This is a genomic window from Micromonospora chokoriensis, assembly GCF_000718555.1.
GTDB classification, from domain to species: Bacteria; Actinomycetota; Actinomycetes; order Mycobacteriales; family Micromonosporaceae; genus Micromonospora; species Micromonospora chokoriensis_B.
Window position 1 is genome coordinate 98,837 of sequence record NZ_JOAN01000010.1, and the last position, 17,584, is coordinate 116,420.

Below are 17,584 nucleotides of genomic sequence, written 5' to 3' on the forward strand. Positions count from 1 at the left end.
CGACCCAAAGCGAGGGGGTACGGGCCGACATGTCAGCCGGGGTGCACACGGTCGCGGTGATCGGCGCGGGCAAGATCGGTGAGCTGATGCTCTCCGGGCTGCTGCGCTCGGGATGGCCGGTGGACCGACTACTGGCCACGGCCCGCCGGCCCGCCCGTGCCGAAGAGTTGAGCGCCCGCTACGGCGTACGGGTGGTCGACAATCTGACCGCGGTGGACGAGGCGGCGGTGCTCGCGGTCTCGGTGAAGCCGCAGGACGCCGCCGCGCTGCTCGACGAGATCGGCCCCAAGGTGCCGGCCGACAAGCTCGTCATCTCGCTCTGCGCCGGTCTGCCCACCAGCTTCTTCAGCCGCCGGCTGCCCGACGGCACCCCCGTGGTGCGGGTGATGACCAACACCCCGGCGCTTGTCGACGAGGCGATGACCGCGATCTCCGCCGGCGCGCACGCCACCGGGGCGCACCTGACGTTGGCCGAGGAGATGTTCAAGCCTCTCGGCCAGACGATCCGGGTGCCCGAGTCGCAGCAGGACGCGGTCACCGCGCTCTCCGGCTCCGGCCCGGCCTACTTCTACCTGCTGGTCGAAGCCATGATCGACGCGGGGATCCTGCTCGGCCTGCCCCGCCAGGTGGCGCACGAGTTGATCGTGCAGACCGCGATCGGGTCGGCGGTGATGCTGCGCGACTCTGGCGAGCACCCGGTCAAGCTGCGCGAGGCGGTCACCTCTCCGGCCGGCACCACCATCTCCGCCATCCGCGAGTTGGAGAAGCACGGCGTACGGGCGGCGCTGCTCGCCGCGCTGGAGGCCGCCCGGGATCGCGCCCGCGAGCTGGCGGCACAGGCCGACTGAGCGTTCGGGGCGGGTAGTGGGGCCGTGCGTGCCGCATACTGGCCCGGTGTTCACACTTGCCCAGGCCCGGCACCTGGTGGCCACTCTGCAGCCGCGCGTCGACGAGTTGATCCGGGTCCGAGCTGACCTGGCCGAGTTGCGCGCCGACCTGGCCGACCACGGCGTCAGCGCGCTCGGCGGGCTGGCCGAGGTGAAAGGGCTGGAGGCCCGGCTGCACGCCGTCGTCGACGAGCTGCACCAACACGAGATCCAGGTCAAGGGCATCGCCCCGGTGCTGCTCGACTTTCCCGGCGAGCGTGCCGGCCGTGCCGTGCTCTGGTGCTGGCTGGAGGGCGACTCCGACGTGCGCTGGTACCACCGGGCCGAGTGCGGCTTCGCCGGCCGCCGCCCCCTCTGACTCAACCTGCCGCAGACTCCGGCAGGCCCGGGGCGGGAGCATCGGTCACCGCGAACACCACCACGTTGTCGACGTAGTGGCCCCGCCGCCGGTCGAAGTCACCCCCGCAGGTGACCAGGCGCAACTCCGCCCGGGGAGTCGGCCCGTAGACCACGGCCGTCGGGAACCGGTCCTTGCGGGTACGCAGCGACCCGGTCACCCGGAACGACAACCGCTGCCCGCCGCGCCACACCTCCACGCGGTCACCGGGCCGTAGCTCGCCGAGCCGGGCGAAGACCGCCGGGCCGCGGCGTGAGTCCAGATGCCCAGCGAGTACGGCCGGGCCGGTGTCGCCCGGGGCCGGGCCGCCCCCGTACCAGCCGGCGGTGCCGAAGTCGGTCGGCGGGATCAACACGCCGGCCCGATCCAGGCCCAGCACCGTGAGCGGTGAGTCGACGCCGATGCGCGGTACGCGTACCCGAGTGGGTGGACCCTGCGGCGCGGGCGTGGCGGCCGCCGGCGGGCAGTCGTCGCCGCAGCCGGGGTGCCAGCTCGCCACCGGCGGTGGCGGATCGGTGGTGGCCAGCCCGACCCCGGTGCCGACGGCCAGGCAGACCGCCGCGCTGGCCGCGACCAGCGCGGCCAGCGGCACGCGGCGTTCGCGGTGCCGCTGGATCGACGGGTCCCTTCCGGCGCTCACCAGGTGGTGCGCCGCCGTCGCCGCCAGAGCAGCAGAGCCACCGCGCCGGCTGCCGCGGCCAAGGCGCCGGCCACCAGGGGGTACGCGTCGAACCCGGCCCCGGCGGTGCCACCGGCGCCGGTGTCCACCCCGCCAGCCGGGACGACGATGCCGCCCTCGGCGTCGCGGCGCAGTTCGGCAGTGAGCCCGCCCTGCTTCGCGTCGAGCACCAGCAGCGAGTAGACCGCGCCGCCGATGAGCCGCACCTCGGCGTCGGTGCTCGGCCCGCCGGCACCGGTGAGCTTCAGCCGCCAGTTGCCCGGCTCGACCTGCTGGTAGTCGGTCGTGGTGGCGAACTGCACCCCGTCGGCGATCATCGGGCCGTCGGCGGCGGCCACGTCGAGCATCGGAGTCCGCACGGACGCCTGCACGACCCGCACCTTGGCGCGACCGTCGGTGGGGGCGCTGAGATCGTCGTTGAGCACCCGCAGACCGAGGTCGGCGTGCCGGCCAACACCGGCCACCGTGTAGGCGTCGCCGCTGGTCACCGCGACCTCGGTGGTGAGCACCGGGGGATCGCTGGCGGGGGCGCCGGCCTCGCGCATGGCCACCGCGTACCGGCCCGGGGGAAGTTCGAGGTAGTCGGAGACCACGCCGTAACCGACCCCGGGGAAGACCTGCGGCTTCGCCGCGCCCGGCGCGGCCAGGTAGACGTCCACCGCCGGGGTGTCCGGGGAGAGGTGCGCGAGCCGCACGTATCCGACGGTGTCCGCTGCGCTGGCCGGAAGCGGAGTGGCAGCGGCGGCGAGGGCGGCGGTGAGCAGGAGCGCGCCGGAGCCGGCCAACAGCCGGCGGGGCACGGTGCGGAGCGTTTGCATGTCGCCTCCGGGGGCACGTTCGGTGAGCGGGCGGCAACCCAGAGAACAGAGTCTCGTGAACGGGACTACAGCGCAAGTTGCCAAGCCGATGTTTTTCTCATCTGTCGCTACCGCTCTGGCACCGGTGCCCGCGTCGCCGACGAGCCGATGCCCGACCCCATCAGCTGACCCGGCCGCCGCCCTCCGTCCGCCGGTTCGAGGCCACCGCGGACCGGCGTGCTCGCCTATCCTCGGTCGATGCGGGATCGCCGGGTGGCGCTGGCATGGGCGGCCTTCGTCGTCGTCGCGCTGGTGTCCTGTGTGCTCGTTCTGCGCCGTCCGGATCGCCTCTCCGACCTGCACATCTACTACGGTGCGCTGTCCGACCTGCAGGCTGGCAAGCCGCTCTACGGGTATGTGGCGGCCAACGGGGGCCCGTTCACCTATCCGCCGTTCGCCGCTCTCGTGCTGTGGCCGATCACCGCCCTCAGTGAGGGCCTGCTCCAAGGGATCTGGCTGGTGGCGACGTGCGCGGCGGTCGTCGCCATCGCCGGGTCGGTGGGTGTCGCGCTGACCACCCGACGGTCCCGACGCCCGCTCGTCGTGGCGCTGGCGGCCACGGTGCTGATGCTCTCCGCGCCGGTGCAGAGCAACCTCCGCTTCGGGCAGGTCAGCATCTTCATCGTGCTGATGGCCCTGCTCGACGGGCTGGGCATCGTCCCGTCCCGGCTGCGCGGGGCGCTGGTCGGGGTGGCCGCGGCTATCAAGCTCACCCCGCTGCTGTTCGTGGTCTACTTCCTGGCCGTCGGTCGCTACCGCGACGCCGGCCGCTCGGCGGCCACCTTCGTGGCCTGCGCGGGGCTCGCCGCGATCGTGCTGCCCGGGGAGAGCTGGGCCTACTGGACCGAGACCGTGCGGCAGACCTCGCGGATCGGCAACCTGGCCTCGCTGGGCAACCAGTCTCTGCACGGGATGTTGCTGCGACTCGGCGTCGGCGAGACGGCGCTGCCCCTGCTCTGGGCCGGCCTGGTGGCACTGGTCTGCACGGCGGCGCTGCTGCGGGCCCGACAGTTGACGCGGCAGGGCCGCCCCGGGCACGCCGCCGTACTCGTCGGCTGCGCCACCGTGGCCGCGTCCCCGGTCTCCTGGACCCACCACCAGGTGTGGCCGGTGCTCGCCGCGATGCTGCTGATCGGCGGGTCCGGTATCACCCAGCGGGCCGCCGGCGCGGCGCTGCTCGCCGCCATGGTCGTCTCGTTGGGCGCGGTGCTCAGCCCGGTCTCGGCGCGGCCGGGCGTGCAGTTCCTCTTCGAGAACGCCCGTGCCGTCGGGGTGGGCCTCCTGTGCCTCGTCGGCTTCGGCGGTGTCGCCGTGGCCGCCCAACGCACGAGCAGACGACCGGCCCCTAGGCGTGCCTGGCTGCGGGTGGGAGTCACCGCCACGGTGGCGCTCGCGTTCTTCGCCGTGCAGCCGCTGCCGGCCGGGGCCGACCCCACCTTCAAGGCGTACGCCCTCGACGACGTGGTCAACCCGCAATACTTCTTCGTCTGCCGTGGCCCAGCCGAGTGCGCCGCCTTCGGCACCGATGCGCCAGTCACCTTCGGCACCCGCGCCGAGAAGACCAAGGTCCGGGTCAACGGCGTGGTCTCCCCGCAGGTGACCCGCCTGGAGTACTACTCCGCCCCGGGCGGAGCGCCCAGGGCCATTCCGCTGCTCGCCGCCTACCCGGGTACGCGTACCTTTTCGTTCCGTGCGGCGACGATGGCCCAGGGTCGGCTCGTCGCGTACGCCTCGGACGGGCAGCCGATCGCCAGCTACGACGACGAACTGGCCGCCGCCCTCCGCACGGCCACCCGGTAGGCGACCGCAGGGAGGGCGGCGGCGATGCTCAGCGGGTGGCGGCGGCCAGGACTGCGCGCAGCTTCTCGACGCTGCCCGGGGCGGGGTGCTCCCAATCGGTCGGGCTGGCGGAGTAGATCGTGCCGTACGCCGGGGTGTCCGGCTGGTAGCGCCACCCCTCGGCCAGCGGGCCGACGTCCACCGCGTCGTAGCCGATCCGGTCCAGGAAGGCCGTCACCTCGGCCTTCGCGGCGGCGTCGTCACCGGCGATCGCGAGGGCGCTGCGGTCGGCGGCGCCGGACGGCCGGGCGAGCGCGGCCAGGCCCTTGAAGTAGATGTTGTTGAAGACCTTGACCACTCGCGAGTCCGGCAGGTGCCGCTGGAGCAGCTCGCTGCTGGTGGTCTCGCCCGAGTCCAGCTCTGGGAAGGTCCCGTCGCGCTGCGGGTAGTAGTTGTTGGTGTCGATGACGACCTTGCCGGCCAGCGGCTCGACAGGCACCGCGCGGTACGCCTTGAGCGGCACGCTGACCACCACCAGGTCACCGACCTGTGCCGCGTCCTGCGTCGTGCCGGCGCTGGCGTGCTCGCCCAGTTCGTCGACGAGGTCCTTGAGCGTCTCCGGGCCGCGCGAGTTGCTCAGCACCACGTCGTAGCCGGCGTCGACGGCCAGCCGGGCCACGGTGCCGCCGATGTTGCCACTGCCGATCAGTCCCACAGTTGTCATGTTCGTTCCCAACTCCGTCCACCCACGACGCATTCCCGACCAACCTGGTGGGTTATTTTGTCTCCCCGCCGTTACGGCGGGGGGGCGGGTGGGGCCCCGGCCCCCCCCCCCCCCCCCCCAGTCTCTCCGCAGGACGTGCCACTCGTCCGGTGACGATCAGTTTGCCAAACCGCACTGTCCCGGACTGTCCCGTCGATCATGGAGTTGTGGTGGGTGACAAAAGTGGCCGCACCAAGCCAAACCAGGCACCACAACTCCATGATCGACGCGACCAAGGGCGGCTCTGGTGAAGCCCGGGCGGCGCGTCAGGGGGTGGGGAGGGTCTTCTCGATGGCCGCGCGCAGGTCGTCGGAGTTGGGTTCGACCGTGGGGGCGAAGCGGGCGGCGACCGAGCCGTCCGGGGCCACCAGGAACTTCTCGAAGTTCCAGCGCACGTCACCGGTGTGCCCGTCGGCGTCCGGGGTGTCCACGAGCGCGGCGTAGAGCGGGTGCCGGTCGGGGCCGTTGACGTCGACCTTCTCGGTAAGCGGGAAGGTCACCCCGTAGTTGACCTGGCAGAAGTCGCTGATCTCGGCGGCGCTGCCCGGCTCCTGCCCGGCGAACTGGTTGCACGGCACGCCGAGCACCACCAGGCCCCGGTCGGCGTAGGAGTCCGCGAGCGCCTGGAGGCCGGCGTACTGGGGGGTGAGGCCGCACCGGGAGGCCACGTTGACGACCAGCAACGCCTTGCCGCGGTAGCGGGTCAGGTCGGCGGGGCCGCCGTTGAGGGCGTCGATCGGGATGTCGAAGACGGTCATGGGCCGAGGCTACGCGCCGACCGGGCGTCGGCCCGGGGTGGGCGCAGCGTACGCAGTACATGCACCAGGAGAAATCGAAACATGCACATCTTGACGAACTGATGACGCCGTGAGTACCGTCTCACCATCTCTTTTGGAAAGTTTCCTAACAGTTCGGGAGACGCCTCATGAAAAGATCGCTCCGCCGGGCCCTCTGGGCCGGTGCCGTGGTCGCCGTGACCGTCGCAGCGGTGCCGGTGACCACCGCGTTCGGCGCCGGCACGGTCACCACCACGTTCACCAAGGCGCAGGACTGGGGGACCGGTCACGAGACGAGGGTGACCGTCACCAACGGTTCCAGCGCCACGGTCGCCACCTGGCGCATCGAGTTCGACCTGCCGTCGGGCACCACCATCAGCAGCGCGTGGGACGCCGACGTCACCAGCAGCGGCAACCACTACGTCGCGGTCAAGAAGAGCTGGGCCGGTGGCCTCGCCCCCGGTGCCTCGTTCAGCTGGGGCTACAACGGCACCGGCGCCTACAAGGCGCCGCTGAACTGCACCGTCAACGGCGTCGCGTGCGGCGGCGGAACGACCCCGCCGACCACCACGCCACCGACCACCACCCCACCGACGACGACGCCGCCCACCACCCCTCCGCCGACCACGCCACCACCGACCACCAACCCGCCGAACCCGGGTGGCAAGAAGGTCGTCGGCTACTTCGCCGAGTGGGGCGTCTACGGGCGCAACTACCACGTCAAGAACATCCAGACCAGCGGCTCGGCCGCCAAGCTGACCCACATCCTGTACGCCTTCGGCAACACCACCGGCGGCCGTTGCGCCATCGGTGACAGCTACGCCGACTACGAGAAGGCGTACACCGCGGCGGACAGCGTGGACGGCGTCGCCGACACCTGGGATCAGCCGCTGCGCGGCAGCTTCAACCAGCTGCGCAAGCTCAAGCAGCTCAACCCGCACCTCAAGGTGATCTGGTCGTTCGGCGGCTGGACCTGGTCCGGCGGCTTCACCCAGGCCGCGCAGAACCCGGCCGCGTTCGCCGAGAGCTGCTACAACCTGGTCGAGGACCCGCGCTGGGCGGACGTCTTCGACGGCATCGACGTCGACTGGGAGTACCCCAACGCCTGTGGTCTGAGCTGTGACACCAGCGGCCCGAACGCGTTCAAGAACGTGATCAGCGCGCTGCGGTCGAGGTTCGGGTCCAACGCCCTGGTCACCGCCGCCATCACCGCGGACGGCAGCAACGGTGGCAAGATCGACGCCACCGACTACGCCGGGGCCATCGGCAACCTCAACTGGCTGATGCCGATGACCTACGACTACTTCGGCGCCTTCGCCGCCCAGGGCCCGACGGCACCGCACTCCCCGCTCACCTCGTACACCGGCATCCCGCAGCAGGGCTTCAACTCCGACGCGGCGATCCAGAAGCTCAAGAGCAAGGGCGTCCCGGCCAACAAGCTGCTGCTCGGCATCGGCTTCTACGGTCGCGGCTGGACCGGTGTCACTCAGGCTGCTCCGGGCGGCAGCGCCACCGGCGCGGCGCCGGGCACCTACGAGGCCGGCATCGAGGACTACAAGGTCCTCAAGAACACCTGCCCGGCCACCGGCACGGTCGCCGGCACCGCGTACGCCAAGTGCGGCAGCAACTGGTGGAGCTACGACACCCCGTCGACCATCAACGGCAAGATGACGTACGCGAACAACCAGGGCCTCGGTGGCGCGTTCTTCTGGGAGCTCTCCGGTGACACCAGCAACGGCGAGCTCATCGGCGCCATCAAGGGCGGTCTCGGCTGAGCCGACGTCCGACGCACCACCCACACGGCGGGAAGGGGCCCGCACCGCCCCTTCCCGCCCGTGCCACAGCGGCCCGGTCGACGCCCAGCGTCGGTCGGGCCGCCGCGGTCGGGTTCGGTCAGCCCGACGTGTCGGTCAGCTCGATGTGGCAGACTCGCGGCTCGGCACGTCTCGATCTCACCGTCCACGGAGGTGATCATGCGCCCGACCCGCCACAGGCTGACGGCGACCGCCGCCGGGCTGGTGCTGTTGCCGGTCGCCCTGGTCGGCTGCGGGATCGGCGGGGACGAGGACGAGTCCCCCATCGAGTCGGTGCGAGCTTTCGCCGCGCCGACCCAAGCCCTCATCGAGCCGGCGCGAGACCCCGCCGAGGAGGCCGCCGCCCGCTCCCGTGAGCGCGTGCAGGCGTACCTCGACGCGATGGCGGCCAAGGACGTCGCCGCCGGCCGCAGCCAGCTCTGCGCCGCGCTGCACGACGGCTTCGACCTGGGTGCCACCGGCCCCAACGGTGACTTCGCCGACCACTTCCAGGTGCCGGCGGCGGTGATCACCGACATCCGCTCCGGCCGGCTCGGGCAGGAGGTCCGCGTCTCGGTCTCGGTCGCGGTCGGCAAGCGCACCGTCGCCCGGCCGCTGGTCTTCACCGTCGCCCAGGACGGCGGCGACTGGTGCATCGCCGGGGAAACGCCGGGCGGCCCGCCAGCCGCCGCGAAGCCGACCGGCGTCGCCGCGAAGCCGACCGGTGCCGCCCCTACCTCCACGTCCTGAGCAGCACCCGGCGGATTGATCTCCCACCTGCCGGAACCATCCCCCTCGCTGCCCGGGCACCCCGGCCGTCGCCGTAGGCTTTCTGTCATGCGCCATGAGTGGCATCAGCTGAGCCATCCCGGGGTAGGCAGCCCGGGCCTGCAGACCAGCCGTCCGACCGTCGACTCCGCCGAGGATGCCGCGCTCGGCCTGGACCGATGGCGGGAGCTGCCCCGCGAGCAGGTTCCGCCGTGGTCCGACCCGGCTGCGGTGGCCGAGGTCTGCAAGGTCCTCGACACCGTGCCCTCGGTCGTCGCGCCCTACGAGGTGGACCAGCTCCGGCAGAAGCTCGCCCTGGTCTGCGAGGGCAAGGCGTTCCTGCTGCAGGGCGGCGACTGTGCCGAGACGTTCGTGGACAACACCGAGAGCCACCTGCTGGCCAACGCCCGCACCCTGCTCCAGATGGCGATCGTGCTCACCTACGGCGCGTCGCTGCCGGTGGTCAAGGTCGCTCGGGTCGCCGGGCAGTACACGAAGCCCCGCTCGCTGCCCACCGACGCCCGTGGCCTGCCCGCGTACCGCGGCGACATGATCAACGCGCTGGAGGCCGACCCGGCCGCCCGGGTCGCCGACCCGCAGCGCATGATCCGGGCGTACGCCAACTCGGCGGCGGCCATGAACATGCTTCGGGCATACCTCGCCGGTGGGCTCGCCGACCTGCACGCCGTGCACGACTGGAACAAGGGCTTCGTGAAGAACTCCCCGGCGGGGGAGCGCTACGAGGCGATCGCCCGGGAGATCGACCGTGCGCTGGCCTTCATCCGGGCCTGCGGAATGACCGACGACGAGGCGCTGCGTACCGTCACGCTCTACTGCTCCCACGAGGCCCTCGCCCTGGAGTACGACCGGGCGCTCACCCGGGTCTCCGACCGGCGGGCGTACGGGCTCTCCGGGCACTTCCTCTGGATCGGCGAGCGCACCCGGCAGATCAGCGGCGCGCACATCGACTTCATCTCCCGGATCGCCAACCCGATCGGGGTCAAGCTCGGCCCGACCACCTCCCCGGACGAGGCGATCGAGCTGTGCGAGAAGCTCAACCCGGACAACATCCCCGGCCGGCTCACGCTGATCAGCCGGATGGGCAACCATCGGGTACGCGACGCCCTGCCGCCGATCGTCGCCAAGGTCACCGCCGCCGGCGCCAAGGTGGTCTGGCAGTGCGACCCGATGCACGGCAACACACACGAGTCGTCCAACGGCTACAAGACCCGGCACTTCGACCGCATCGTCGACGAGGTGCTCGGCTACTTCGAGGTGCACCGAGGGCTGGACACCCACCCCGGTGGCCTGCACGTCGAGTTGACCGGCGAGGACGTCACCGAGTGCCTGGGCGGCGCCCAGGGCATCGAGGACCTCGACCTGCCCGACCGGTACGAGACCGCCTGCGACCCGCGACTGAACACCCAGCAGTCGCTGGAGTTGGCGTTCCTCGTAGCGGAGATGCTCCGTGGCTGACGCGAGGAGTGAGCTTGCGAGCCCCGCAGTCGGCAGCCGAAGGGATGACTGTGGCTGACCTGTTCGTGGACCTTCGGTCCGACACGGTGACCCGACCCACCGCCGGAATGCGGGAGGCGATGGCCACCGCCGAGGTCGGTGACGACGTCTACGGCGAGGATCCGAGCGTCAACGCGCTGGAGACCGAGGTCGCCGCGTTGTTCGGGCACGAGGCGGCGCTGTTCGCCCCGAGTGGATCGATGGCGAACCAGATCGCCCTGCAACTGTCGGTCCCGCCCGGCGACGAGATGCTCTGCGACGCCGACGCGCATGTGGTCACGTACGAGATCGGCGCCGCGGCCGCGTACGGCGGGATTTCCTCACGGACCTGGCCTGCGGTCGGCGCGGACATCGACCCGGAGGTGGTGGCCGGGATGATCCGGCCGGACGGCTACTTCGCCGTCCCCACCCGCGTGATCGCCGTCGAGCAGACGCACAACCGCGGCGGTGGCGGGGTGATTCCGCTGGCGACCCTGCGGGATCTGCGCGCGGTCGCCGACGGGGCGGGCGTCGCGCTGCACTGCGACGGTGCCCGGATCTGGCACGCGCACGTCGCCGACGGGGTGCCGCTGATCGAGTACGGCCAGCTGTTCGACACGCTGTCGGTGTGCCTCTCCAAGGGGCTCGGCGCGCCGGTCGGTTCGCTGGTGGTGGGCAGCGCGGAGAAGATCGGACGTGCCCGGCTGATCCGCAAGCGGATGGGCGGTGGCATGCGCCAGGCCGGCATTCTCGCCGCCGCCGGTCGGTACGCGCTCGCGCATCACGTCGACCGGCTGGCCGATGACCACGCGAAGGCGGCCCGGCTCGCCGAGGCGGTCGCGCCGTTCGGGGTGCTGGCCACCACGGTCCGTACCAACCTGGTCGCACTGGACCTCACCAAGCACACCCTGGACGCCCGTGCCCTGGCCGCCGCAGCTCGGGCCGAGGGCGTACTGATCTCGGTGCTCGGCCCCCAAACCGCCCGCCTGGTCACCCACCTGGGCCTCAGCGACGCGGACATCGACCGCGCACTGGCAGCCATACCCCGAATCCTCGCCGCATCCTAAAACCCCACCCCTGTTCACCTCGGTGATCAAGAGGTTCGCGTCAGATTCCGGTCGCCGGGTGACGCAAACCTCTTGATCAACAAGGTTGGGTCTTTAGGGGTGGGACAGGCGGGTCAGGGTGGTGATGTCGGCGGCGTGGCCTACGTGCTTTTCGCTGGGGGTTTCCACGACGATCGGGACGCCAGCGGTTGCGGGGTGGGCCATCAGTTCGGCGAAGGCGGGTTCGCCGATGGTGCCCTTGCCGATGTTCTCGTGCCGATCCCGGGTGGAGCCGCACAGATCCTTCGAGTCGTTGGCGTGGACCAGCCGCAGCCGGTCTGCGCCGACCGTCGCCACCAGGGTGTCCAGGGTCGCCGTCATGCCGCCCTCGGCCGCCAGGTCGTGGCCGGCCGCCCAGGCATGGCAGGTGTCGAAGCAGACCCCGAGCATGGGGTGCCCGTCCACCGCGTCCAGGTAGGGCCCGAGCTGCTCCACCCGGGAGGCGAGTGACCGGCCTCCGCCCGCGCTCGGCTCGACCAGCAACATCGGCCCGCCAGCGTCGGCGGCCCAGTCGAGCAGCGGCAGCAACTCCTGCCGGACCTGCCGCATCGCCGCCTCGGCGTGCCCCTCGTCGACCGAACTGCCCGCGTGGAACACCACCCCTTGCGCGCCGATCGCCACGCCCCGACGCAGCGCGTGCGCCAGCGTCTGGGTCGACTTCTCGACCGTGGCCGGGGTGGGTGAGCCGAGGTTGACCAGCAGCGCGGCGTGAATGAAGGTCGGGATGCCCCGCTCGGCGAAACCATCACGGAACAGGGCGTCCTGCGCGGGGTCACCGTTGGGCAGTGCCCAGCCCCGCGAGTTGGAGACGTAGACCTGCACCACCTGCGCACCGGTCGCGTCGGCATACGGCAGGGCCGCCTTCGCCAGCCCACCGGAGGTCGGAGTGTGCGCGCCCACCGGGCGCGCGGAGATCGCCGACATCAGAAGCAGGTCAGGGTGACCGGGGTGCCCGGCGGCACCTGCGAATTCTCGCCTGGGATCTGGATCCGGACCACGGCGTTCGGGTTGAGCGCAACAGTGACCGGGAAGCCCTGGCTCTCCAACGCCTGCTTGGCCTGCTGGCAGGGCAGGTCGATCACCCGGGGCATGACGATCGCCGGCGGGCCCTTGCTGACGTCCAGCTTGACCTGGGCACCCTTCTCCACGCCGGCACCATCGGCCGGGCTCTGGCCGAGGATCTCGTCCTTCGGCTTGTCGGAGTCCTTGTAGGTCTCCACCAGCTCCAACTTGAGCTGGGCCAGGGTCGTCCGGGCCTCGGTGAGGCTCTTGCCGACCAGGTTCGGCACCGTCACCGGCGCCCTGCCCCGGCTCATGATCAGGGTGATCTTCGCACCCGGTTTGACCTCGGTGCCCACCTTGGGGGAGCTGTCCACCACGACCCCGGCCGGCAGGCTGTCGTCGTAGCGGGCGGACCCCTTGGCCACCACCAGCTTCACGTTGAGCAGGTCCGCCTCGGCGAGCTCGTACTCCTTGCCGATCACGTCCGGCACGGGGAAACGCTCCGGGCCGAGGGAGAGGGTCAGGGTGACCGTGCCACCCTTGAGGATCTTGGCAGCGGACGCGGGGCTCTGCCCCAGCACGCTGTCCTTCGGGGCCTTCTCGTCGAAGCGCGGCTCAGCGTACGTGAGGACGAGCCCGGCGCGGTCGGCCTGCGCCTGTGCCTCGGCCTTGCTCAGGCTCACCAGCTGCGGAGCGTCCGTGTAACGGCCGACGCCGAACCACCAACCCCCGATCGCGGCCACCAGACCCAGCGCCACCACCACAGCCGCCACGGCCAGCCGGCCATGGGAGTTGCCCAGCATCGAGCTGCGCAGCGCGGCGAACCGGGCACCCAGGCCCTCCGCCGGCTCCGCGGCGGCCCGACGCCGGCCCGGCCCCTGCGTGCTGGCCCCCTCGGGCAGCCGCGCCCACGCCGGGCGGTTGGGCGGCTGGACCGTCGCGACCATCATGGTCGGCTGGGAGATCGGCGGTTCGTCGCTCACCGGGCGGAGGACCGCGGTGTGGCTGTTGGCGTCACCCAGGCGATCCCGGGCAACCTGCACCTCGGCCAACAACGCGCCAGCGTCGGCGGGCCGTGCGCCGGGATCGCGTCGAGTGGCCCGCTGCACCAGGTCGTCGAGGGCCGACGGCAGGCCCGGCACCAGCGTCGAGGGCGCCGGCACGTCACGGTCGACGTGCTGCCAGGCGACATCCACTGGACGGTCCCCGTCGTAGGGCACACGACCGGTGAGCATCTCGAACAACACGATGCCGGCCGAGTAGACGTCGGTGCGCGGATCGGCGCGGCCCTCGGTGACCAACTCCGGGGCGACGTACGCCACGGTGGCCATCAGTTGGTTGCCCTGCTCCTCGTCGGCGCTCGCCTCCACCGCCCGGGCCAGCCCGAAGTCGGCCACCTTCACGACGCTGTCGACCAGGTTGGCGACGCCACCGGTGGGTGCCTCCGCGACCAGCACGTTCTCCGGTTTGACGTCGCGGTGCACGAGACCGGCCCGGTGCGCGGCGGCGATCGCGGCGAGCATCTGCTCGGCGATGGCCAGGGCCTCGTCCGGGTTGAGTCGGCGCCGCTCGGCCAGCACGTCACGCAGCGTGCGGCCGCGGACATACTCCATCACCAGGTACGGCAGACCGGCGTGTGTGCCCTGGTCGTAGACCGCCACCACGTTCGGGTGAGTCAGTCGGGCGATGGTCTTCGCCTCGTCGGTGAACCGAGCCACGAAGTTCGCGATCCGAGCCCGTGCCTCGCTCGCCTGGGTCGGGTGAATGATCTTGACAGCGACGGTGCGCTCAAGGCGCTCGTCGGTGGCGGTGTACACGGTCGCCATGCCACCACGGGCCACGCGACCGCGAATGCGGTAGCGCCCGTCGATCAGCGAGCCCAGCAACGTGTCGGCGACCTGTGTGTCCATCGGCAGGCAGTCTATGTGTCCAGAGGGTGAAGGTTGAACAGGATGCTACAGCCGTACGCCGAACTGGTTCGTCCCACCGCGCTCGTCGCCCCTTATCCGCTGGTCAGCGGTGGTCGAGAAAGTGAGCACCGACAAGTAGCCCGGGGTGCCGGTGACTCGTCGCGGCGGCGGCGTGGCAGGGTGGTCGGGTGACCGAACCCGTACCCGACCAGGCCGCGCCCGGCCTGGAGCTCGCCGGACCCACCGACCCGGCCGGCTGGTTGACCCTGCCCGACGTCGCCGAACGCCTCGACGTGTCGATCAGCAAGGTGCACCAGATGATCCGTGACCGGGAGCTGCTGGCGGTCCGCCGCGACGGCGTCCGCCGGATCCCAGCGGACCTGGTGGCCAACCAGACCGCGCTCAAGCACCTGCCCGGCGTGCTCAACCTGCTCGCCGACAACGGCTACGACGACGAGGCAGTCCTGCGCTGGCTCTACGAGCCGGACGACACCCTGCCCGGCGGCACCCCAGCGGCAGCCCTCTCCGGCGACCAGGCCCGCGAGGTGAAACGCCGAGCTCAAGCCCAAGGCTTCTAACCCGCGCCAATCCCACCGCCCCCCGTTGATCATGAAGTTATTGCCACGACACGCCGAGCGAGCTGGCAATAACTTCATGATCACGCGCGGGGTGGGTGGGGTAGGTGGGGCGGGGTGGGTGGGTGTGGCGGGGTTAGTCGGCTCGGCGGGTTGCGGCTATGGCTAGGTCGACCAGGGCTTGTCGGGCCTCGGTGTCGAGGTCGACGGCGGTCAGTGCGGCCAGGGCGGCGTCGGTGAGTGTGACGATCCGCTGCTCGGTGCGGGCCAGCGCCCCGCTCCCCGAGATCACCTCGCGGAGCCGGGCCACCCCCTGCTCGTCCAGCTCGGGGTCGCCGAGCCGGCTGAGCAGCAGTTCGCGGCCTACGTCATCGGTGGCCTCCACGGCCGCCGCCACCAGATAGGTGCGCTTGCCCTCGCGCAGGTCGTCCCCGGCCGGCTTGCCGGTCAGCGCCGGGTCACCGAAGACCCCCAGCACGTCGTCGCGGAGCTGGAACGCCTCGCCCAGCGGCAGCCCATACGCCGAGTAGGCCGTCCGCACGTCCTCCGTCGCGTCGGCCAGCGCGGCGCCGAGCAGCATCGGACGCTCGACGGTGTACTTCGCGGACTTGTACCGGGCGACCTTGCTGGCCCGTTCCACCGAGGTGTCCCCGGTGGCCTGCGTCAGCACGTCGAGATACTGCCCGACGGTGACCTCGGTGCGCATCTCGTCGAAGACCGGCCGGGCCCGGGCCAACGACCACAGGTCCAGGCCCGAGGAGTGCAGCAACTCGTCGGACCAGACCAGGCAAAGATCGCCGAGCAGGATGGCCGCGGCGTCGCCGAAACTGTCCGGGTCGCCGCCCCAGCCGGCCTCCCGGTGCCGGGTGGCGAATCGCCGGTGCACCGCCGGCTCGCCACGACGGGTGTCGGAACGGTCCATCAGATCGTCGTGGATCAGGGCGCTGGCTTGCACGAACTCCAGCGAGGCCAGGGCGGTGAGCACCTGGTCGCCATCCACCCCGCCGGCGCCCCGGAACCCCCAGTACGCGAATGCTGGACGCAGCCGCTTGCCGCCGCCGAGCACGAACGCCTCGATCGCCTCGGCCACCGGACCCAGTGCGTCGTCCACGGCGGCGAGCCGGACCCGTTGGCCGGCCAGGAACTCGGTGAGAGCCTTGTCGACCCGCTGTCGCAGGCCGGCGCGGTCGACGGGGGACACGGGAGCAGCGTGGGTCACGCCCCGACGCTAGCGGGTCGCCCTGGTTCGTGCTCCACCGCCACGCGTAGTCCCGCCGGTGCGGCCGGGGCCCGTTCGCCCAGACGCTCGCGCGCCGGCCAGCGCGGCGCGGCCCGGCCCGGTGGCCCGTGTCGAGCCGGCCCGACGGGTGGCCGCGGCGGCCTCGGCGAGCGCCACCAGCGGCACGTCCAGGACGACGGCGAGCCAGCCGAGCCAGAACCCACCTGGCACGCGACGCTGTCGTTCCCACCGGGAAATCTCGTGCCGACTCAGCGTCGGCACCCCGGAGGCGGCACACAACTCGGCGGCGGCTCGCTGCTGGCTCCAGCCGTGGGCCAGCCGGCACCGGACCAACAGCGGCCCGAGCTGCGCAGGGCGCGGCGATGCGGACGAGATCATGGGTCCTCCTGGCGGGCGTCGGTGCGGTGACGACCCAGCCGCCCTACCGGACGGGACCGGCTCGTCATCGCTCGGTTGCTGACCCCCGCACGGGAACCGGGCCACCCCCGCCGCCCTCCCGCACTGCCCCTTTCTACCGTGGAGGTACGACGCCCGCCCGGTCGGAGCGCGCGGGGGCGGCATCGGCCGCTGGGTGGGAAGGGCCTGGGTCCTGGTGGCGTCGACCGCTAGAGTCGGGTCGTGGCGCTCGGTCTTCCCTCGATACTCCCCAATCCGCAGCCGGCGATCGGGGAGCTCATCCGTGAGCACCAGCCAACCTTCTCGTTCGAGTTCTTCCCGCCCAAGACCGAGACGGGAGAGCAGCTGCTCTGGCAGGCCATCCGCGAGTTGGAGTCGCTGCGTCCGTCGTTCGTGTCGATCACGTACGGAGCGGGCGGCTCGACCCGGGACACCACCGTCGCGGTGACCGAGCGGATCGCCACCGACACCACCTTGCTGCCGATGGCCCACCTGACCGCGGTCAACCACTCCGTCGCCGAGCTGCGGCACGTGGTCGGCCGGCTCGCCGGGGTGGGAGTGCGCAACGTGCTGGCCGTTCGTGGTGACCCCCCGGGCAACCCGGGCGGCGAGTGGGTCCGCCACCCCGAGGGCGTGGACTACGCCGAGGACCTGGTCCGCCTCGTGCGCGACGCCGGCGACTTCAGCGTCGGTGTGGCGGCCTTCCCGTACAAGCACCCCCGCTCGCCCGACGTGGCCAGCGACACCGCGCAGTTCGTCCGCAAGTGCCGTGCCGGCGCGGAGTTCGCGATCACGCAGATGTTCTTCGAGGCCGACGACTACCTGCGGCTTCGTGATCGGGTCGCCGCTGCCGGCTGTGACACCCCGATCCTGGCCGGCGTGATGCCGGTGACCCAGTTCGGCACCATCGAGCGGTCCGTGCAGCTGTCCGGTGCGCCGTTCCCACCGGCGCTGGCGGCCCGCTTCGAACGCGTCGCCGACGACCCGGAGGCGGTCCGCCGGCTCGGCATCGAGCAGGCCAGCGAGATGTGCCGCCGACTGCTGGACGAGGGCGTACCGGGAATTCACTTCATCACCCTCAACCGGTCCACCGCGACCCGCGAGGTCTGGCAGAACCTGAAGGCCGGCGCGCGGGTGTGAACGCGCCTGCGACACCTGATGC

17 protein-coding genes are annotated in these 17,584 nt (G+C 71.7%); 9 read left to right on the top strand and 8 right to left on the bottom strand.

Going from position 1 to position 17,584, the window contains the following annotated elements:
- Nucleotides 1–29: 29 nt before the first annotated feature.
- Both proC and IF46_RS0114840 read left to right on the top strand, forming a co-directional pair.
- Nucleotides 30–848, top strand: a complete 819-nt coding sequence (proC, locus tag IF46_RS0114835) for a pyrroline-5-carboxylate reductase (protein ID WP_030488921.1) — start codon at nucleotides 30–32, stop codon at nucleotides 846–848.
- Nucleotides 849–894: 46 nt separating this feature from the next.
- Nucleotides 895–1,245 (top strand): DUF2203 domain-containing protein, encoded by a 351-nt coding sequence (locus IF46_RS0114840; RefSeq protein ID WP_036392195.1) that lies wholly within the window; start codon nucleotides 895–897, stop codon nucleotides 1,243–1,245.
- A 1-nt stretch (nucleotide 1,246) separates the two neighbouring features.
- On the opposite strand, the gene IF46_RS0114845 is transcribed toward IF46_RS0114840, so the two are convergent.
- A complete protein-coding gene (locus IF46_RS0114845; protein WP_232234044.1) occupies nucleotides 1,247–1,924 on the bottom strand; it encodes a class F sortase in 678 nt (225 codons plus the stop codon).
- The gene (locus IF46_RS0114850; protein WP_051723918.1) at nucleotides 1,921–2,781 is read right to left on the bottom strand and encodes a DUF4397 domain-containing protein; all 861 of its coding nucleotides are present in this window, start codon (nucleotides 2,779–2,781) and stop codon (nucleotides 1,921–1,923) included. Before IF46_RS0114850 ends, IF46_RS0114845 begins: the two co-directional genes overlap by 4 nt.
- A gap of 237 nt (nucleotides 2,782–3,018) precedes the next feature.
- Between IF46_RS0114850 and IF46_RS0114855 the strand changes: the two genes are divergently transcribed.
- The gene (locus IF46_RS0114855; protein WP_084597914.1) at nucleotides 3,019–4,620 is read left to right on the top strand and encodes a glycosyltransferase 87 family protein; all 1,602 of its coding nucleotides are present in this window, start codon (nucleotides 3,019–3,021) and stop codon (nucleotides 4,618–4,620) included.
- A gap of 28 nt (nucleotides 4,621–4,648) precedes the next feature.
- On the opposite strand, the gene IF46_RS0114860 is transcribed toward IF46_RS0114855, so the two are convergent.
- The gene (locus IF46_RS0114860; RefSeq protein ID WP_030488926.1) at nucleotides 4,649–5,323 is read right to left on the bottom strand and encodes an NADPH-dependent F420 reductase; all 675 of its coding nucleotides are present in this window, start codon (nucleotides 5,321–5,323) and stop codon (nucleotides 4,649–4,651) included.
- Nucleotides 5,324–5,628: 305 nt separating this feature from the next.
- A complete protein-coding gene (locus tag IF46_RS0114865; protein ID WP_030488927.1) occupies nucleotides 5,629–6,120 on the bottom strand; it encodes a glutathione peroxidase in 492 nt (163 codons plus the stop codon).
- Nucleotides 6,121–6,287: 167 nt separating this feature from the next.
- Between IF46_RS0114865 and IF46_RS0114870 the strand changes: the two genes are divergently transcribed.
- The 4 genes from IF46_RS0114870 to IF46_RS0114885 all read left to right on the top strand — a co-directional run bounded on the left by IF46_RS0114870 (nucleotide 6,288) and on the right by IF46_RS0114885 (nucleotide 11,260).
- Nucleotides 6,288–7,913 (top strand): glycosyl hydrolase family 18 protein, encoded by a 1,626-nt coding sequence (locus tag IF46_RS0114870; protein ID WP_030488928.1) that lies wholly within the window; start codon nucleotides 6,288–6,290, stop codon nucleotides 7,911–7,913.
- 198 nt (nucleotides 7,914–8,111) lie between these two features.
- On the top strand, nucleotides 8,112–8,681 hold the full coding sequence (locus IF46_RS0114875) for a hypothetical protein (RefSeq protein WP_051723932.1): 570 nt from the start codon (nucleotides 8,112–8,114) through the stop codon (nucleotides 8,679–8,681).
- 87 nt (nucleotides 8,682–8,768) lie between these two features.
- Entirely contained in the window at nucleotides 8,769–10,175 is a 1,407-nt protein-coding gene (locus IF46_RS0114880) for a class II 3-deoxy-7-phosphoheptulonate synthase (RefSeq protein WP_030488930.1), read from the top strand.
- Nucleotides 10,176–10,219: 44 nt separating this feature from the next.
- Nucleotides 10,220–11,260 carry a threonine aldolase family protein gene (locus IF46_RS0114885; protein ID WP_420063568.1) on the top strand — a complete coding sequence of 347 codons (1,041 nt, stop codon included), beginning with the start codon at nucleotides 10,220–10,222 and terminating at the stop codon, nucleotides 11,258–11,260.
- A gap of 93 nt (nucleotides 11,261–11,353) precedes the next feature.
- Here IF46_RS0114885 and IF46_RS0114890 read toward each other — a convergent pair whose 3' ends face one another.
- Together IF46_RS0114890 and pknB are read right to left on the bottom strand one after the other, a co-directional pair.
- Complete coding sequence (locus IF46_RS0114890) at nucleotides 11,354–12,223, bottom strand: deoxyribonuclease IV (protein WP_030488932.1); 870 nt, start codon at nucleotides 12,221–12,223, stop codon at nucleotides 11,354–11,356.
- Nucleotides 12,223–14,211: a Stk1 family PASTA domain-containing Ser/Thr kinase gene (pknB, locus tag IF46_RS0114895; RefSeq protein ID WP_030488933.1), complete on the bottom strand. Its 1,989-nt coding sequence runs from the start codon at nucleotides 14,209–14,211 to the stop codon at nucleotides 12,223–12,225. Before pknB ends, IF46_RS0114890 begins: the two co-directional genes overlap by 1 nt.
- Before the next feature lie 188 nt (nucleotides 14,212–14,399).
- Between pknB and IF46_RS0114900 the strand changes: the two genes are divergently transcribed.
- Nucleotides 14,400–14,789 carry an Rv2175c family DNA-binding protein gene (locus IF46_RS0114900; RefSeq protein ID WP_030488934.1) on the top strand — a complete coding sequence of 130 codons (390 nt, stop codon included), beginning with the start codon at nucleotides 14,400–14,402 and terminating at the stop codon, nucleotides 14,787–14,789.
- A gap of 133 nt (nucleotides 14,790–14,922) precedes the next feature.
- Here IF46_RS0114900 and IF46_RS0114905 read toward each other — a convergent pair whose 3' ends face one another.
- The gene (locus IF46_RS0114905) at nucleotides 14,923–16,005 is read right to left on the bottom strand and encodes a polyprenyl synthetase family protein (RefSeq protein WP_030488935.1); all 1,083 of its coding nucleotides are present in this window, start codon (nucleotides 16,003–16,005) and stop codon (nucleotides 14,923–14,925) included.
- Nucleotides 16,006–16,014: 9 nt separating this feature from the next.
- Nucleotides 16,015–16,404, bottom strand: coding sequence for a helix-turn-helix domain-containing protein (locus IF46_RS32545; protein ID WP_051723920.1), 390 nt, complete (start codon nucleotides 16,402–16,404; stop codon nucleotides 16,015–16,017).
- A gap of 240 nt (nucleotides 16,405–16,644) precedes the next feature.
- On the opposite strand from IF46_RS32545, the gene metF reads away from it, so the two are divergent.
- Nucleotides 16,645–17,562 carry a methylenetetrahydrofolate reductase [NAD(P)H] gene (gene metF, locus IF46_RS0114915; protein WP_030488937.1) on the top strand — a complete coding sequence of 306 codons (918 nt, stop codon included), beginning with the start codon at nucleotides 16,645–16,647 and terminating at the stop codon, nucleotides 17,560–17,562.
- Nucleotides 17,563–17,584 lie beyond the last annotated feature (22 nt).